Source organism: Martinezella lusitana, assembly GCF_900094565.1.
Taxonomy (GTDB): domain Bacteria; phylum Pseudomonadota; class Alphaproteobacteria; order Rhizobiales; family Rhizobiaceae; genus Rhizobium; species Rhizobium lusitanum.
The window spans coordinates 17,482-34,262 of record NZ_FMAF01000023.1 but is presented as its reverse complement, the minus strand read 5'-3'; the positions used below and the strand labels follow the sequence as shown (position 1 = coordinate 34,262).

15 protein-coding genes and 1 pseudogene are annotated in these 16,781 nt (G+C 58.8%); 11 read left to right on the top strand and 5 right to left on the bottom strand.

What is annotated here, in order from left to right:
• Positions 1-24: 24 nt before the first annotated feature.
• The 3 genes from GA0061101_RS29115 to GA0061101_RS29105 are packed head-to-tail and all read left to right on the top strand — an operon-like array spanning position 25 to position 2,761.
• Complete coding sequence (locus GA0061101_RS29115; RefSeq protein WP_092576398.1) at positions 25-1,116, top strand: ABC transporter ATP-binding protein; 1,092 nt, start codon at positions 25-27, stop codon at positions 1,114-1,116.
• Positions 1,113-1,967 carry an ABC transporter permease gene (locus GA0061101_RS29110; protein WP_047557183.1) on the top strand — a complete coding sequence of 285 codons (855 nt, stop codon included), beginning with the start codon at positions 1,113-1,115 and terminating at the stop codon, positions 1,965-1,967. The genes GA0061101_RS29115 and GA0061101_RS29110 overlap by 4 nt, the downstream gene beginning before the upstream one ends.
• On the top strand, positions 1,964-2,761 hold the full coding sequence (locus tag GA0061101_RS29105) for an ABC transporter permease (protein WP_092576395.1): 798 nt from the start codon (positions 1,964-1,966) through the stop codon (positions 2,759-2,761). The genes GA0061101_RS29110 and GA0061101_RS29105 overlap by 4 nt, the downstream gene beginning before the upstream one ends.
• A 346-nt stretch (positions 2,762-3,107) precedes the next feature.
• On the opposite strand, the pseudogene GA0061101_RS29100 reads toward GA0061101_RS29105, so the two are convergent.
• The 3 genes and pseudogenes from GA0061101_RS29100 to GA0061101_RS29090 form a co-directional block, all read right to left on the bottom strand.
• A pseudogene (locus tag GA0061101_RS29100) lies at positions 3,108-3,516 on the bottom strand (DUF3830 family protein).
• 12 nt (positions 3,517-3,528) lie between these two features.
• Positions 3,529-4,947: a dihydropyrimidinase gene (gene hydA / locus GA0061101_RS29095; RefSeq protein WP_092576392.1), complete on the bottom strand. Its 1,419-nt coding sequence runs from the start codon at positions 4,945-4,947 to the stop codon at positions 3,529-3,531.
• Entirely contained in the window at positions 4,944-5,663 is a 720-nt protein-coding gene (locus GA0061101_RS29090; RefSeq protein ID WP_092576389.1) for a GntR family transcriptional regulator, read from the bottom strand. Before GA0061101_RS29090 ends, hydA begins: the two co-directional genes overlap by 4 nt.
• A 237-nt stretch (positions 5,664-5,900) precedes the next feature.
• Here GA0061101_RS29090 and GA0061101_RS29085 point away from each other — a divergent pair, with 237 nt between their 5' ends.
• The 8 genes from GA0061101_RS29085 to GA0061101_RS29050 all read left to right on the top strand — a co-directional run bounded on the left by GA0061101_RS29085 (position 5,901) and on the right by GA0061101_RS29050 (position 14,432).
• Positions 5,901-7,541, top strand: coding sequence for an ABC transporter substrate-binding protein (locus tag GA0061101_RS29085; protein WP_092576386.1), 1,641 nt, complete (start codon positions 5,901-5,903; stop codon positions 7,539-7,541).
• Between the two features lie 94 nt (positions 7,542-7,635).
• On the top strand, positions 7,636-8,652 hold the full coding sequence (locus GA0061101_RS29080; RefSeq protein ID WP_167669615.1) for an ABC transporter permease: 1,017 nt from the start codon (positions 7,636-7,638) through the stop codon (positions 8,650-8,652).
• The gene (locus tag GA0061101_RS29075) at positions 8,645-9,520 is read left to right on the top strand and encodes an ABC transporter permease (RefSeq protein WP_080760535.1); all 876 of its coding nucleotides are present in this window, start codon (positions 8,645-8,647) and stop codon (positions 9,518-9,520) included. Before GA0061101_RS29080 ends, GA0061101_RS29075 begins: the two co-directional genes overlap by 8 nt.
• Positions 9,517-10,479, top strand: coding sequence for an ABC transporter ATP-binding protein (locus GA0061101_RS29070; protein ID WP_092576381.1), 963 nt, complete (start codon positions 9,517-9,519; stop codon positions 10,477-10,479). The genes GA0061101_RS29075 and GA0061101_RS29070 overlap by 4 nt, the downstream gene beginning before the upstream one ends.
• Positions 10,476-11,459 (top strand): oligopeptide/dipeptide ABC transporter ATP-binding protein, encoded by a 984-nt coding sequence (locus GA0061101_RS29065; RefSeq protein ID WP_092576378.1) that lies wholly within the window; start codon positions 10,476-10,478, stop codon positions 11,457-11,459. The genes GA0061101_RS29070 and GA0061101_RS29065 overlap by 4 nt, the downstream gene beginning before the upstream one ends.
• Complete coding sequence (locus GA0061101_RS29060; RefSeq protein ID WP_092576375.1) at positions 11,459-12,229, top strand: aspartate/glutamate racemase family protein; 771 nt, start codon at positions 11,459-11,461, stop codon at positions 12,227-12,229. The genes GA0061101_RS29065 and GA0061101_RS29060 overlap by 1 nt, the downstream gene beginning before the upstream one ends.
• Positions 12,230-12,253: 24 nt before the next feature.
• Positions 12,254-13,684 (top strand): amidase, encoded by a 1,431-nt coding sequence (locus tag GA0061101_RS29055; RefSeq protein WP_092576372.1) that lies wholly within the window; start codon positions 12,254-12,256, stop codon positions 13,682-13,684.
• 25 nt (positions 13,685-13,709) lie between these two features.
• Entirely contained in the window at positions 13,710-14,432 is a 723-nt protein-coding gene (locus GA0061101_RS29050) for a maleate cis-trans isomerase family protein (protein ID WP_245297599.1), read from the top strand.
• Positions 14,433-14,976: 544 nt separating this feature from the next.
• Here GA0061101_RS29050 and GA0061101_RS29040 read toward each other — a convergent pair.
• Both GA0061101_RS29040 and GA0061101_RS29035 read right to left on the bottom strand, forming a co-directional pair.
• Positions 14,977-15,459 carry a YybH family protein gene (locus GA0061101_RS29040; RefSeq protein ID WP_092576368.1) on the bottom strand — a complete coding sequence of 161 codons (483 nt, stop codon included), beginning with the start codon at positions 15,457-15,459 and terminating at the stop codon, positions 14,977-14,979.
• Between the two features lie 17 nt (positions 15,460-15,476).
• The gene (locus tag GA0061101_RS29035; RefSeq protein WP_092576365.1) at positions 15,477-16,712 is read right to left on the bottom strand and encodes a YbfB/YjiJ family MFS transporter; all 1,236 of its coding nucleotides are present in this window, start codon (positions 16,710-16,712) and stop codon (positions 15,477-15,479) included.
• Positions 16,713-16,781 lie beyond the last annotated feature (69 nt).

Below are 16,781 nucleotides of genomic sequence, written 5' to 3'. Positions count from 1 at the left end.
CTTCCTTCAGACCGAGAGTATAAGATGACACAATCTCTGGACCTGCTCAGTCTGCGGGCCGTTTCGAAAAGCTATGGCCCGGTACCGGTGCTGCACGAGATCGATCTTGCTATCCGGGATGGCGAGTTTCTCACGGTTCTCGGACCTTCCGGCTCCGGCAAGACAACGGTATTGCGCCTGATTGGCGGCCTTGAATCGGTAACATCGGGGGCAATCTATCTTGATGACCGCGATATCAGCCGCGTGGCGATCAATCGTCGGCCATTCAACACCGTCTTTCAGGATTACGCGCTTTTCCCGCACATGACCGTTGCTGCCAATATCGGCTATGGTCTCTCCATTCGCCGCAGGCCTCGGCCCGAGATAAAGCGCCGTGTGACGGAGGCCCTGGATCTTGTCCAGCTCGGCAAATTCGCTGACCGCTATCCGGCGCAGCTCTCCGGCGGCCAGCGGCAGCGCGTGGCCCTGGCGCGCGCACTCATATGCGAGCCACGCCTCGTCCTGCTCGATGAGCCGCTTGCCGCGCTCGATTTGGAATTGCGCCGCCAGATGCAGGAATTCCTGAAATCGATCCAGCGCGAAATCAAGACGACCTTCCTTTTTGTCACCCATGACCAGGAGGAGGCCATAGGCATGGCCGACCGGATCTGCGTCATGGAGTCCGGCCGCATCCGCCAGCTTGGAACCCCGCATGAACTCTACTACAGGCCCAGCTGCGAGTTCGTCGCCCGCTTCTTCGGCGAGAACAACCTGGTGCCAGGAAAGCTGGGCGTCGTCGACGGTGACTTCCGTGCGATTGATACGCCGCTCGGGCGGCTCAGCTGTTGCATCGGAAACCAGCCGGATCTGCGGGCGGCTGCGGAAGGCCAGGCGGCCTTTGCCGTCTTCCGTCCCGAGGCGCTGAGCCCTGCAGGTGCGGAAGATTGCGTCAACCGCTTTTCCGGCTCGGTGAGAGACTGCGCCTTCAGCGGCTCATCAACCGTCGCCCATATCGATGCAGCCGGACAGCATCTCCGGCTGCGCGTCCCCAGCCGCGCCACAGGAAGCCAGTTTCGGCAGGGAGAAACGATGGCGCTGTCCTTTTCCGCGCGCGAATCCCATCTGGTGCTGGCATGAACGGGCGCTCAGGCCGATATCAGGCGCTTGTCACGCTGCTCGCTTTCGCGCTGCCGGTCTTCTTTATCGTCGCGCCGTTGCTGATGTTCCTCGCCTACAGCTTTTTCAGCGTCGACCACGGGGAGATCAACTACACCCTGACCGTCGCCAACTACGTCCGCTTCTTCACCGAGCCGGTGTTCCTGCCGATATTCTGGAGCACCTGCGTGCTGTGCCTCTCGGTGTCGGTCATCTGCGTGCTGCTCGGCTATCCCGCTGCCTATTTCCTGACGACCCTGCATGGGCGCTGGCGATACATCATGCTGATGATGCTCATGGTGCCGCTTCTCATGAGCTACGTCATCAAGATCTACGCCATCCGCAGCATCCTCGGACAGAGCGGCTTTCTCAATACCATGCTCGTGGGACTGGGTATCCTGGAAAAGCCTTCGTCACTCTTCGTATTCAACATGAACGCCATCCTCCTTACCCTGACACTGCTCCTGATCCCCTTCGCCATTCTGCCGATCTTCCTGACGCTTGAGCGAATTCCGCAGGTGCTGCTGCGCGCCTCCGCTGATCTGGGCGCAAGCAGCATCCAGACATTCATGCGTATCACGCTTCCCTTAAGCGTTCCCGGCATCGCCTCAGCTGCGAGTTTCGTCTTCGTCCTTGCCATCGGCGACTTCCTCACACCGCAGATGGTTGGTGGCGTCAATGGCTTCACCTTCGGCCGCATTCTCTACAGCCAGTTCGGAACGGCGTTCAACTGGCCGTTTGGCGCGGCCCTTTCTGTCGCACTCGCCGTGGTCGTCATCGCCGCGATCCTGGCCGGCGAGCGCTTCGGCCGCCAGAAGGGACTACCCCGATGAACACTATGCGCCTTTCCACCATTCTGCTCGCAGCCATCACCGCGCTGGTCGCCATATTGCTTTACAGCCCGCTGTTCGTGCCTATCGTTTCGTCGTTCTTTGTCATAAACCACGGGCAGGCGGACTGGTCGACGCCGACGCTTTCCGCCTACATCGCACTGACTGAAAACACCGACGTATTGGCCGCCCTGCGTGCCACCCTGATCGTCGGCCTGTGCACCGTCGTGCTTTCCGTTGTCTGCGGCACGCTTCTGGCGCTCTACTATCACAGTCATCGTGCAGGTGGCGGTGCCTTGCAGTTCATCGTCTTCCTCCCATTCCTGATGCCGCCCGTCATCAGCGGCCTGGCGCTGCTGATCTTCTTTCGCGAGATAAATTTCGATCGATCGCTGGTGACCATCGTCATCGGGCACACCATTTTCGTTCTGGCAATCGTCTACCGGACGATCCTGACCCGTCTGCAGTCCGTGAGCCGGACTTTGGTGGAAGCCTCCTATGATCTGGGCGCAAACGGCTGGCAGACGTTCTGGCGCGTGATCCTGCCCAATCTCTCCAGCGCCATGGCCGGCGGTGCGATCCTCGCCTTCGCGCTGTCATTCGACGAGACGATGATCACGATCCTCGTAACCGGCACCCAGAGCACACTGCCTGTGCGGCTCTGGGCGATGATGCGTCTCGGTTTTTCGCCTGACATCAACGCGCTGGTCGCGCTCGTCCTGCTGTTCACAGTTCTCCTGTGCGGCCTGACCGCACGCTTCCTCATACCGAAGCAGGTTGCCGGCTTTCATGGATAGTGAGAGCATCGTGAATTTTACCGGGAGCTGAGTTGGATGTACTATGAAACCGTGCGCGTTGCAGACGAGCGTCTGCCGGACGCGCTGATTGTGACAGACTCCCGACGCTCTGCTATTTTCCCCCGCGAGCGGCAGACTCTACGATTGTCTTCGATCGCTTTTCTTGTATTTTATCAATAAAATCATTGATTTATCCGCGCATGATCTTGATGTTCATTTGCCTCTTTTCACGAGAGTAGTCACGTAATCTTAAGCGAGTAACCTATCCTTGGAGGTCCGCGCCACTTGGCCTAAGTTCTGATTGAAGGGAACCGAACTACCGACCCCCGTAAATAAGCGCAGAAGATTAAGCTACTTCGAACTTTATCCTTTGCGCCCCTTGCCATAGTGTCATCTTCCCAAGTTCTGCAGGCTGATCCAAATTCGAGGTAATCGTAATAAAGTGATTGCCGGCAAGCTGGCCCATCTTGGACGAGAAATCGACACCGCCATAGGCAATCAGGAATTCGGTTTCACTGATGCCACCGGGATAAAGGATGATGTGGCCAGGTGCCGGATGGCTGGTGTGGTTCTCATAGCTCACGCCAAATTCGTAATTGCCCAACGGTATCCACACCTTCACCTGACCAGCGGACGTGCACGATCTTTCCGCTGAGCGGCATCTGTTTAAGGAATGCCTCGCAGGTTTTCGGCGCCTTCTCGGTTTCAAGCTTTGCATCGAAGGTGAAGGGGCCGGCGATGATTTTCAGTTTCATTGTCATGTCGCTTTATGCCTGGCCGCGAATTCCAACGGGGCGCGTGGTTGCTGGGCGATATTTGCCCTGCCCCTTCTTGCCGACCAGAATACCATCCTCGACCATGACAGCACCCGCAACGATCGTTGTAACTGGCCAGCCCGTGACGTACATGCCTTCATAAGGGGAGTAATCGGACCCGTCATGGAGTTCGGCGTGTCGGATCGTTCGCTTGGCCTCCGGGTCCCAGATCGTAATGTCGGCATCTGCACCGATCGCGATCGACCCCTTCTGCGGATAGAGGCCATACGTCTTTGCATGATTGGTCGAAGTCAGGGCAACGAAACGTGGCAGATCGATGCGACCTTTCATCACTCCTTCGGAGAATAGGATCGGTAGTCTGGTCTCGACGCCCGGAATTCCGTTTGGAATATGCCGGAAATTGACAGAGCCCTTTGGATTGAGCTTGTCTTGCGGGTCATCATAACGAAACGGGCAGTGATCCGACGAAAAGAGATCGAATACACCCGTCTCAATCCCCTGCCAGCAGTCCGCCTGTGCAGCCTCATCTCTCGGCGGCGGCGAGCAGACCATCTTGGCGTCTTCCCAATCCATGCCATCAAGATCCTTGGCAGTTAGCACCAGATATTGCGGGCACGTTTCCCCTACCACCTTCACGCCTCGCGCACGCGCCCTTGCAATCTCGTCCATGGCTTCGCCGTTGGATACGTGGACGATGACGATCGGCACATCGACGACCTCCGCCAGTGACAGCGCGCGATGTGTCGCTTCACGCTCGACGGCAATCGGACGCGTCGAGGCATGCGCGCGGGGTGCCACGTCGCCGGCAAGCTCGTGCTTTGCGATCAGGAACAGGATCGCGTCCTCGTTTTCGCAATGGACCATGACGGTGGCGCCCGTCTCGCGCGAGACGTCCAGCACCTTTAGAATCTCAGCATCGTTCAGGCGCAGACCCTCGTAGGTCATGAAGACCTTGAGGGAAGTGTATCCACCGGCAACAAGCGCCGGCAGTTCCTGACCGAGAACCGATGCGGTCGGATCCGAGATGATCAGATGAAAGCTGACGTCCGTATAGCATTGGCCGTCGGCAAGAGCGTGATAAGCCGTCAACGCTTCCCGCATTGACTGTCCCTTCTCTTGCAAACAGAATGGCATGATCGTTGTGTTGCCCCCGAATAGAGCGGATAGCGTGCCGCTCTCGAAATCATCTGCCATGACAATCCCTTCCCCGGAAGGCTGGGAAATATGTACATGGCTGTCGATGCCTCCGGGCAGCACGAACTTGCCTGAAGCATCGATGCGGCGCTTGCTGCCGGTAAGGTTTTGGCCGATCTGAACGAACTTGCCATCCTTGACGGCGATGTCGGCTGCAAAAAAGTTAGCTGCCGTCGCGACCGTGCCATTGGCAATGATCAAGTCGAATTCGCTCATTTTCTGCTACTCGCCCGGATTTCATTGGCAGCACGGGCGGCGTCGACGACAGCCGCCCCGGTCTTTCGGCTATGATCAAGCATCAGCAGGCCTGCAAGGGTAGCGTCGGCCTTGACGATCGCCTCGAATATCGCCTGATGCTCGGCAACAGACTCTTTCCAGCGCTGTTCCGAGATCAGTGTCTCGTGGCGATTATGGACCGACTGCTTCGTCAACGTCATGTGGGTGTTCGACAAGGCCGGATTGCCCGCAAGATCGACAATAAGAGCATGAAGCTTCTGGTTAGCCTTGAAATAGCTCTTCTGGTTCCGCTTCGCGTAGGCCTCGCCCATCTGATTGTGCAGACGCTCGATTTCGGTCAACGCCTTGGGCGTCAGCTTCGAAACAGCGATTTCGATGGCATGCCTTTCGAGAGCGCCAAGCACATCGAACACATCGAACAGTTCTTCGGCAGAAAACTGGCGCACGCGTGCTCCGCGACCCGGCAGCAACTCAAGCAGCCCCTCTGACGCAAGGAGCTTCACCGCCTCGCGCATGGGCGTGCGCGAAACGCCGATCGCCTGGGCAAGGGCAACTTCGTTCAGCCGCTCGCCAGCAGGCAAGTCGCCACGACTGACCATTTCGCGAAGCTTGTCGACGACGTGATGATGGAGGGACGCGCGCTTTATCGCCACCGCATAAGGTGCTGGCGAAGGCGTATCATCGTCGTCATCCATGACTGTTTCCCCGACTGTTCTCACCCTTATCCGTCTCACTGATATCGAACTGACCGGTCATCGAGCAAGCATTTTGCATGCTCAAAAATCAAGCATTCTGGCCATATTGAAAGCATGGATACAATTACATAAATAATGCACTTTGTAAAGATACATAATATAATCAACGAATTAGAAATTGGCATATTGCTTGCAAAGCCTGTCATGTCCGCCACATTAGCAGAAGGTGTCGCCTCCATGGCCATAAGCAAATTCGCGATCGCTCGCATGCAAGCCTACCGCTCCCATACGTCACTCTGGATTGCAGCGACCCTGTCGCTCGGTCTGCTCCATGGCATTGCCCATGCCGAAACCCCGAAGGACGTCCTGATCGAGGTCGCCGAACACGGCCCGAACTCCCTCGACGCCATGGCTCCCGCTGCAAACGAATTCGCGCAGATGGCATCCTGGCAGCTTTACGATCGCCTGATCACCCACGGTACGAAAACCCTGCCCGATGGCAAGGTGATGTATGATGCCACCAAGATCCAGCCGGAGCTTGCCAAAAGCTGGGAAATCCAGGACGGCGGCAAGACCCTGATCTTCCATCTCCGCGAAGATGCAACCTTTCACGACGGCTCACCCGTTACCGCCGATGATGTGAAATGGTCCTTTGACCGTGCCGTTTCGGTCGGCGGCTTTCCGACGGTTCAGATGGCGGCCGGCTCGCTGACCGATCCGAAGCAGTTCTCCGTCGTTGATACCCATACCTTCAAGATTACCCTCCCCGTCGCCGACAAGCTGACCCTGCCGGATCTGGCTGTCCCCGTTCCCTACGTCGTCAACAAGAAACTTGCCCTGCAGCATGCGACAACCGACGATCCCTGGGCGTTGAAGTGGACTTCGTTGAACGATGCCGGCGGCGGCCCATTCAAGGTAGGAAGTTGGAAAAGCGGCGACCGGATCGTTTTCGACCGCTTCGACAACTGGAAGTCTGGCCCGACGCCGGCGCTGAAGCGTGTCGTCCTGCGCGAGATCGCATCGCCGGGCACTCGCCGCGCCCTGCTTGAGAAGGGCGATGTGGACGTATCGGTCGGACTGCCTCCGAAAGATTATGCCGAGCTTGCAGCCGCAGGAAAGGTCAACGTCGTCGGCACGCTGATGCAGAACGAACAGTTCAACGTTGACCTTAACGTGACGATGAAGCCATTCGACGACAAGCGCGTACGCCAGGCGATTGCCTACGCCCTCCCCTACGACAGCATCATGAAGCAGGCGCTCTATCAGCGCGGCGAACCGCTCTTCGGCGCCGATCCGTCAGCCCCATACGCGCCGAAGTGGCCGGTGGCGTCGAAATACAACACCGATCTCGATAAGGCCAAGGCACTTCTGAAGGAGGCCGGCTATGCCGACGGCTTCAAAACGGATCTTTACATCGACATGAGCCAGACGACTGTTCAGGAGCCGATGGCACTGCTCATTCAGGAACAGCTCAAAAAGATCGGCATCAGCATCGAGATCCACAAAGTACCGGGCTCCGAATGGTTCGCCAAGATGGGCTCAAAGAGCATGCCCATGGACATAAACTACTTCTACGGCTGGCTCGACTATCCGGAGTACTTCTACTTCTGGACCTATGACGGCAAGAACAACAGCGTCTTCAACACCGCCAACTATTCGAACCCGGAGTTGGACAAGTTGATCGACCAGGCTCGCTTCGAGAGCGATCCGAAAGCCTATGATGCGATCATCACCAAGATGAACGGCATCGCAATGGATGATGTGCCGCGCGTTCCGGTTGCCCACCTCTACTCTGACATCGCGATGCAGAAGAACGTGAAGGGCTATGTCTATTGGTTCCACACGCACCTCGACCTGAAGTCGATCTCGAAAGAATAGAACGCAACGAGGGAGCCGGATTCCGGTTCGGCTCCCGACCGAATTCCCGGATCGACCATGCGCCCGAACTGGCGCGGAGATTGAGCCCTTGAAGATAGTCCTCAGTTTTGCAAAGCGAATTGCCACGGCAATTCCAAGCGTCATCGGTGTCGTGATCGTGACCTTCGTGCTGGCGCGCGCATTGCCGGGCGATCCAGCGGCCTACTATGCGGGTTCTTCGGCAACGCCGGAAAGCATAGCGCAGATCCGCACGGCGCTCGGACTGGACAGACCGCTCTGGTTTCAGTTCGGTGACTATGTCAGCCGCGTGCTGCATGGTGACCTTGGAATGTCGCTATCCAGCGGCCAGCCTGTTTTCCAGGACCTCGTAACGCGGCTTCCCGCCTCGATCGAACTGACGCTCTGTGCACTCATCTTCGCAATGCTCATCGGCTTGCCGCTTGGCATCGCCGCTGCAACAAGGCCCGGAAAGATGATCGACCACCTCTGTCGCATCATTGTCTCCGTCGGCGCTGCCTTCCCGACGTTTTTCGTTGCGCTCGGCCTTGTCTATGTCTTCTATTTCAGACTTGGCATCGCACCTGAGCCGCTCGGACGGCTGAACGACACCTATTTTTCAGTGCCGCCGACCATCACCGGGCTCTATCTCATCGATACACTGCTTGCCGGCGACGTTTCTGCCTTCTGCGCATCCCTTTCACAACTGGTGCTGCCTTCGATTTCGCTTGGCCTGTTTGCGCTGGCACCGATTGCGCGCATCGCCCGCGCATCGATGCTGGCCTCGCTCTCGAGTGATTTCTGCCGTACCGCACGTGCGATGGGCCTCTCACGCACAAAGGTGATTTATGGACACGGCCTGCGCAACGCCATGCTTCCCGTCATCAACATCCTTGGTATGGTCTTTTCCTTTCTGCTCGGCGCCAACGTGCTCGTCGAGCAGGTCTTCGCCTGGCCGGGCATCGGCGCCTATGCAGTCAATGCAGTCATCACGTCGGATTACGCCGCGGTCCAAGGCTTCGTGCTGATGATGGCCATCCTTTACATCCTGCTTAATCTGGTGGTCGACCTCGCGGCCGCCGCTATCGATCCGAGGGTTCGCTACGATGGTTGACGCAGTCTCTTCGAACGCCCATGCCAGCACCTTCTGGCGTGATGCCCGCCATATGGCCGCGGAAAACAAGCTGACGCTGGCCGCGGCGATCATCCTGTTGCTCTTTGTCGTTATCTCGATCTTCGCTCCATGGCTCATTCCATATGATCCACTGGCCGTCGACACATCTGCGGCGTTGAAGTCGCCGACCCTGACGCACCTGTTCGGCACGGACGCGCTCGGCCGTGACATCCTCAGCCGCGTCGCCATCGCCACGCGACTGGATATCGGGATGGCAATCGGTGCCGTTGCGCTTTCCTTCATCATCGGAACGGGAACAGGGGCAATCGCCGGCTATTTCGGCGGCTGGATCGACGCAATCATCGGGCGCGTCATGGACACGATCATGGCATTCCCGCTGTTTGTCCTGGCGATGGGTATCGTTGCTGCGCTCGGCAACAGCGTCGAGAACATCGTGCTGGCAACGGCGATCATCAACCTGCCCTTTTACTCGCGCTTTGCGCGCAGCGAGGTCAATGTCCGGCGCGACATGACATTCGTCGAGGCAGCCCGAATGGGTGGCAACCGCTCGTTACGGCTGCTGACCTTTCACATCGTGCCCAACATTCTGCCGACAATGATGGTCCAGGGTTCTCTCAATCTCGGCTGGGCGATCCTGAATGCGGCAGGCCTTTCCTTCATCGGCCTCGGCGTGCGCCCGCCGACGCCAGAATGGGGGATCATGGTGTCTGAAGGCGCGTCCTACATTTTCTCGGGCGAGTGGTGGACCTTTGTCTTTCCGGGCGCGGCCCTCGTCATCACCGTTTTCTGCTTCAACCTCATCGGTGATGGCCTCCGGGATATCATCGATCCAAGGAGACGCACATGACCGTCCCTTTGCTCTCAGTCAAAAACCTCAGTGTCAGCTTCAAAACGCGATCCGGCACGGTCAAGGTGCTCGACGACGTCAGCTTCTCTCTCGGCAAGGGTGAAGTGCTCGGCATCGTGGGTGAAAGCGGTTCCGGGAAATCCGTCCTTTCCTACGCACTGATGGGACTTCTCGACGAGAACGCCGAAATCAAGGCCGATGCCATCGAATTCGGTGGTATCGACCTTGCCGGACCGAACTCGCCGCTTGCCTCCATCCGCGGGCGCGAACTGTCGATGATCTTCCAGAGCCCGCGCACGGCCCTCAATCCGATCATGAAGGCCGGCAGGCAGATCGAGGACGTGTTGAGGCGGCACGGCGCCGTGACCCGCTCGAATGCCCGGGCGGCTGCCATCGCGGCACTGGAAAAGGTGCGCATTCCCGACCCGGAAAGACGTTACAATGCCTATCCCTTCGAGCTCTCGGGCGGGATGTGCCAGCGGGTGATGATCGCAATGGCGCTGTCCTGCTCGCCATCCCTTCTGATCGCAGATGAGCCGACCACAGGCCTCGATGTCACGACCCAGGCCGTCGTCATGGATCTCATGCGCGATCTTGTCCGAGAGACAAGGATGTCCTCCATCCTGATCACCCACGATCTGGCTCTCGCCGGAGAATATTGTGACCGCATCGTCGTTATGCATGCTGGCCATATGGTTGAGATGGCACCCGCCAATGAGCTTCGGGCACATTTCGCGCACCCCTACACAAAAGGGCTTTTCGCCGCCACGCCGACTGCTCATACCGAGCTTGAGGACCTGTCTTCGATACCCGGCAGTCTCCCCGACCTCACGCGCGACCTCCCTTCCTGCCGGTTTCTCCATCGCTGCGACAGGCGCCAGCCCGATTGCGAAACCGGGCATGTCGCGCTCGCGCCCCTGGGCAATGATCACTCAGTCCGCTGCAGGCACCCGCTATGACAGTTTCCCATACTCCCTTGATGAAGGTTCGTGGCCTTTCGAAGCGCTTTCCCGTCGGGACACTAAGGCGCAAGATGTTGCACGCGGTCGACGAGGTCGATCTGACGATCGGCGAAGGTGAGTGCCTCGGCCTGGTTGGCGAATCCGGATGCGGAAAGTCGACCCTGGCGCGCGTCCTGGCGCGCCTGGTCGATCCGACCGTCGGCGAGATAGAGCTCTCAGGCGTCGAAATCGGCAAGATCCCCGCCAGGAACTTTGGCGCCTCCTCGCTCAGACGCGATATTCAGGTCGTCTTCCAGGATCCGACCGAGAGCCTCAATCCCGGCTTCACCGTATTCCAGGCCATAGCTGATCCTTTGAGGCGGCTTGTGGGCGGTTCAAAGGAAGACATTTCCGCCATGGTGCTTGCGGCACTGGACGATGTCGGCCTTCCACGGGAGTACGGCAGTCGCTATCCGCATCAACTGTCCGGTGGTCAGAAAGCACGCGTCGGTATTGCGCGCGCCATAGCAGTCAAGCCCAAGCTGCTTGTGCTGGATGAGCCGACCTCGGCCCTTGATGTCTCGGTGCAGTCTTTGATCCTGCACCTTCTCGCCAAGCTGCAGAAGCAACGCGGCATGAGCTATCTGTTTGTCTCGCATGACCTCAATGTCGTGCGCCTGCTCTGCGACAAGATAGCGGTGATGTATCTCGGCCGCATTGTCGAGTTTGGCCCGTCGAAGTCGGTCTTCCATGAACCCCGTCACCCCTACACACGCGCGCTCATTGACGCGATCCCGGATCCGGAGCGTAGAAGTGACGATCGAACCAAGCTCGAAGGCTCTGCATCGAGTCCCATCGATCCCGATCAGAACGCCTGCCGCTTCGCCGGAAGGTGCCCTGTAGAGCTACCCATATGCACCACGGCAATGCCACCTCTCACATCTCATGGAGTTGGCAGCCTCGTCGCGTGTCACCGCGCGACCGGAGGAAATCCCTGATGACCCGCATACTGCTGTTCAATCCCAACACCTCGACAGAAGTCACCGACCTGCTCGTTCGTGTGGCAAGGCCCTTCCTTTCGCCGGGATCGACACTCGTCCCAGTTACGGCTCCGCGGGGCGTGTCCTATATTGCCACGCGGGCTGAAGCCGCGATCGCGTCCGGCATTGTGCTCGATGTCCTTGCTGAGCGAGAAGGCAGTTTTGATATTGCGATCATCGCTGCCTTCGGCGATCCGGGCCTCGGAGGCGCCCGGGAGCTGATGTCCGTCCCGGTCATTGGACTTGCCGAAGCTGCAATGCTCAGCGCCTGCATGCTTGGTCAACGCTTCTCGATTGTTTCTTTTTCGCGGGCACTGGGTCCTTGGTTCCGCGAATGTGCTGCAATGCACGGGCTTGTGGAAAGATTGGCAAGCATCAGGTTGCTCGACGAGCCGTTTGCATCGCTGGCGAATGTACAGGACGAGAAGGAAGAGCTTCTGATCGACTTGTCCAGAAAAGCTATCGACGAAGATGGTGCCGATGTCATCATTCTCGCTGGCGCCCCTCTGGCAGGCCTCGCATCGCGTGTACGCGAACGGGTTTCCGTCCCCGTCGTCGAATCCATCGTCGCGGCCGTGAAACAAGCAGAATTGCTGGCCGCGCTCAATCCGAAAAAGGCATCCGCTGGCACGTTCAGACGCCCCGATCCAAAAGCCTCGCTCGGCCTCTCCCCTGCGCTTGAGCGGTTGCTGCTGGCTGAGCCGGCCGAAAAAGCGCCATCACCATGAATATTTCCCCACAAGGAGGGTTCCATGCTTATCGATGAATACCCAACCATGACAGCGCGTCATATCGCTGAACAGGTCGCATCCGGAGCGCTATCGGCACGCGCCGTCCTTGATGCTGCGTTTGCGGCGCTCGACAAGGTCGAGCCTGTTATCCACGCCTTTGCAACGTTGGCCCGCGAGGAAGCCTATAAAACCGCCGGTGCGTTGGACCAGCGGATCGCGCGTGGCGAGCCGGTCGGCCCGCTGGCGGGTGTACCCGTCGCCATCAAGGACCTCGTTCTGACGAAGGGTCTCAGGACGACGTTCGGCTCCAACCTCTATGCAGACTATATTCCCGATGAAGACGACATCGTCGTCGAGCGACTGAAGGCGGCCGATGCCATCATCCTCGGCAAGACGAATGTTTCCGAATTCGGCTTCGGGGCACACGGCAATAATCTCCTGTTTCCGGCAACCGGAAACCCATGGAACACGGATCGCTCTCCTGGCGGCTCCAGCGCAGGTTCGGCCGCCGCTGTCGCGGCCGGCGTGTGCCCCATCGCAATCGGAAGCGATGGTGGCGGTTCTGTCCGACTACCGGCCGCCCTCTCGGGGCTTGTCGGTGTCAAGGCCGCAATGGGGCGCGTTCCGCTGTGGCCGGGATGCCGCGACATATCACTTCCGGGGGTCTCCGGCTGGGAGTCGATCGAGCATATCGGACCGATCGCGCGCGATGTCGCTGACGCCGCCCTCATGCTATCTGTCATCGCTGGTCCCGATCCGCGCGATCGCTGGTCGATCCCCTGCGCAGACCTTTCATGGACCGATATTGCTCCGCTGCCCCCTGGCACCACGGTTCTCTACTGGCGAACATGGCATGATCAGACAATCGAGCAGGGCCTCAAGGACGCGACAGAAAAGGCCGTCGCTCTTTTGGCTGAAGCCTGTGGTCTCCAACTGACCGTTGGCGCTCCGCCCGAAATCGACGTGCATGCGACATTCAAGGCAATGGTGGCGTTGGAGACCGACCTCACCGGCTTGCGCAAGCTGCTAAAAGACAAGCCGGTAGCGGTCTCGCAGGCGGTGACCGCTCTTCTGGCTGAATCACGCCCGTTCGAGGACGCGACGGACGCGATTACCGCGCGCAAGGCCTTTGCCGACGAAATTGCCAAGGTCATGAGCCATTATGATTTCATCTTGACGCCAACCCTTTCAGTCACCGCCTTCGCCAAGGACCAGGATGGTCCCTCGATAATTGATGGCAAAACCATAGCGCCTTACGAATGGTGCCCGTTCACATCACCCTTCAATCTTACGGGACAGCCGGCGGCCAGCGTGCCGTGCGGCCTGGTCGGTGGCTTGCCCATCGGGCTGCAGATCGTCGGCCAGCATCTCGGTGACGCCAAGGTGCTGTCCGCAGCCGCAGCCTTCGAGGCTGTTTTGCCGAAGCTCGGCCGGCCACCCATTCATGCTTGACCCATCTCATCTTCAGGACACGTCAGTGAACCCGCTTCGCATCGGAATGCTCACCCCTTCATCCAACACGGTCCTCGAACCGGTCACCACGCAGATGCTCAAGGACCTGCCCGACGTGACTGCGCATTTTTCGAGGTTCCGAGTTACCGCAATCGGCCTTGACGCCGCACTGCTGAACCAGTTCGACGACCGCCCGATGATGACGGCGGCAGAGCTGCTTGCCGACGCGAAGGTCGATGTCATCGTCTGGAATGGCACCAGTGCCGGATGGCTGGGTCTGGACAGCGATCGTCGGCTTTGCGAGCGTATTACCGAGGTGACCGGCATAAAGGCGTCGACGTCGGTCCTTGCACTGTTCGATGTCATGCACCAGAGGAAGGAGAGCCGGATCGGTCTCGCCTCGCCCTATACGTCCGATGTGCAGGCTGCCATCATAGAATCATTCGCGAATGAGGGGATCGAGGTCATCTGCGAAAGGCATCAGGGCATCCGGGACAATTTCAGCTTTAGCCAGGTTGGTCCCGAAACGATCGCTGGGATGGTTGCCGAACTGGTTCCTTCGCAGCCGGACTCGGTCGCTGTCTTCTGCACCAACCTGGCTGGAGCGCCTCTCGTCGATAAGCTGGAAGCCGCTTACGGTATCGCAATCCACGACAGCGTCGCGACGGCCATCTACGGTGCGCTGGCGACGATCGGTTACGACTGCTCGCATGTCAAAGGCTTCGGAAAGATGTTTTCCAAAGCCTGAGAGTTTGTTGTCGCGCTGGGATGGCACTGTCGAAGCGCAATCGTTGACGATCATGCAAGGTGTCGTTTTACATTTAATCGCAAGACTCCGCATGCAATAATTTCAACGAGACAGCGCCGCACTTAATTTGAGATTCTGGCTTCGATTTTGGCACTTAATGTGAGATTCGCCGCCGTAGGAAGGATGGCTACCTACGGCCAATCTTCATCCGAAAATACCAATTATAACAAATGGTTATCGCCAAACCGGAAGGCGCCAAGCGCCAAAATCGCGCTGAAAAATCTCAAATTAGGTGCCATCATCTGCCGAAACGGGCGCCTTGCCCGCCGAGGTCCTCGAAGAGATCGAAACTTATTTCCTCGGATGCATCGACGATCTTTCGAGCCGGATCGACATGGCCGATTATGAGCCCGACATACTCGAGAACGGGCTGAAGGTTGTCTTTTGCGGCCTGAACCCGGGCATTAGCACGCAATCGTCGGGCCACAGCTTTTCGACACCGAGCAACCGATTCTGGAACGTAGGCCAAATCTCGTGACAATCTCTACGCCGGTCGCTCCAATGGCGCGCCGAAGATGATTTCCTGATAGGCGGCAAGCAGGGCAGGTTCCTCTATGGAGCCGTGATGGTGAAGCTGACGCCAGACGCCGTCGATCCGGGTGAACCAGCGCGTGGTGCGAATGCGAAGCTCGATACTCCTGCCGGCCGTGACGCAGCTTCCTCTCTCTCGACCGACGAACAGGTGCCAGTCATCGCCGCCCTGGCTGGTAAAATCGTGGAATGCGACCCGGACTTTCGCCTTCCCACCAAACAGCTTCGCATAGCCCTCGCGGATCGACGGCCATCCGCGCCGGATGCCTCCGATCGGATTGTCCATGCTTGGCCTGTCGCCATCAGCCCAGTTGGCGGCAAGTGCTTCCAGGTCGCCGGCATTGAAGGCGCGATAAAAGCCGATGAGCGCATCAAGGGCGCTGCCATCTCCCACCATGTTTTCGCTGCCGGTAATCTCAGTCAAAAGTTCTGCCATGTCTAATTCTCCTGCTGTTATGAATCATGATCCTGGGCGTGCTCCCGCGGGGTGCGGATAAACACTGCGACGGAGAGGTCGATCGCCAGGGCAAGAACCATGGCGCCGGCCCCGATCAAGAAGAGCATGCCGTAGTTTCCGCCGGTTCGGGCGAAGATGAAGGAAAGTCCATAGGCGGCGGCTGCCTGAAACAGTGCGAAGAATACGGTTGCCAGGCTCCAGGCGACTTTCTGTTGCGCCGGATGGTGCGGCAGCAGTTCTGCGATCCTGCCGAGCATCAGGGGAACCGTGCCGGTCACGAAGGCGCCGACGATCAGGCTAGAGGCGATGAGCCAAGCCTGCCCGAGGCCAAAGGCGGGAATGGCGACTGCGACAGCCTCGAGAAGAAAGGCGAACCGCAGCGCTGCGGCAAAACCCGTGCGATCAGCCAGATGGCCGGCAAGGAGCGGGCCGATGGTGGCGCCGAGGCCAAACAGCACCCAGTATTCGGCGCCGACCTGCAAGCCCTCTCCGAATCCGCGGGCAACGAAATCCACGAGGAAGATCATGTGCGGAACCCAGCCGGCGGCGTTCAGCGCATATTCAATGTAGAGCGCGCGCAGCGTCCAACGTTTTGGCACATGTGTGGCATGGTGGGACGCGGTGGGGTGATCGGAGACGGCGCGTGGCCATCCGGCCCAGGCAATGATGGTGAGCAGCAGCGATAGGGCGCCGAGGCCAAGCCATGTCTCGCGCAGCCCCTGTTGCAGCAGCGGAACCAATGTGCCCGATAGGGCAACACCGGCGCCGATGCCCATGAAGATCACCCCGCTGGCAAGCCCTCGGCGAGACGGTGCGATCAGCGGCAGGACGGTCGGCGCCGCGAGTACCATCAGGGCGCCACCGGCAATGCCGGCTGTGAAACGCCATGCGAAGAACCATGGAAAGCTGACAGGAAAGGCGCAGGCAAAGAAGGCTGCCGTTGCGGCAAGCATCATGATCCTGAGCGTCAGGACACTGGAAATACGAGCAGCAACCGGGCGTCCGAGTAGAGCGCCGACCAGATAACCGGAAAGATTTGCGGCACCGAGATAGGCGGCTGCCGAAGCTTCGAACCAGTGGGCATCGACGATGGCAGGCAGAAGCGGCGTATAGGCGAAACGGGCAAGGCCGATGCCGATCAGGCAAGCGCAGAATGCCGACAGGATGGCACGCCATGCCATCGGGGCATCATGATGGTTCCGATCGGTTTCGTGCGTAGCAGCGTCGGTCATGGGAAATCTCTCAGCGATCAGTGCTTGAGAGAATACGCCACGCGTTATATCATAAAAACTGAATTATTA

Coding starts and splice junctions, on each gene's coding strand:
- GA0061101_RS29070 (WP_092576381.1), top strand. CDS start 9,517: ATGACCGTCCCTTTGCTCTCAGTCAAAAACCTCAGTGTCAGCTTCAAA.
- hydA (WP_092576392.1), bottom strand. CDS start 4,947: ATGAGCGAATTCGACTTGATCATTGCCAATGGCACGGTCGCGACGGCA.
- GA0061101_RS29090 (WP_092576389.1), bottom strand. CDS start 5,663: ATGGATGACGACGATGATACGCCTTCGCCAGCACCTTATGCGGTGGCG.
- GA0061101_RS29055 (WP_092576372.1), top strand. CDS start 12,254: ATGCTTATCGATGAATACCCAACCATGACAGCGCGTCATATCGCTGAA.
- GA0061101_RS29035 (WP_092576365.1), bottom strand. CDS start 16,712: ATGACCGACGCTGCTACGCACGAAACCGATCGGAACCATCATGATGCC.
- GA0061101_RS29060 (WP_092576375.1), top strand. CDS start 11,459: ATGACCCGCATACTGCTGTTCAATCCCAACACCTCGACAGAAGTCACC.
- GA0061101_RS29085 (WP_092576386.1), top strand. CDS start 5,901: ATGGCCATAAGCAAATTCGCGATCGCTCGCATGCAAGCCTACCGCTCC.
- GA0061101_RS29065 (WP_092576378.1), top strand. CDS start 10,476: ATGACAGTTTCCCATACTCCCTTGATGAAGGTTCGTGGCCTTTCGAAG.
- GA0061101_RS29105 (WP_092576395.1), top strand. CDS start 1,964: ATGAACACTATGCGCCTTTCCACCATTCTGCTCGCAGCCATCACCGCG.
- GA0061101_RS29040 (WP_092576368.1), bottom strand. CDS start 15,459: ATGGCAGAACTTTTGACTGAGATTACCGGCAGCGAAAACATGGTGGGA.
- GA0061101_RS29075 (WP_080760535.1), top strand. CDS start 8,645: ATGGTTGACGCAGTCTCTTCGAACGCCCATGCCAGCACCTTCTGGCGT.
- GA0061101_RS29115 (WP_092576398.1), top strand. CDS start 25: ATGACACAATCTCTGGACCTGCTCAGTCTGCGGGCCGTTTCGAAAAGC.
- GA0061101_RS29110 (WP_047557183.1), top strand. CDS start 1,113: ATGAACGGGCGCTCAGGCCGATATCAGGCGCTTGTCACGCTGCTCGCT.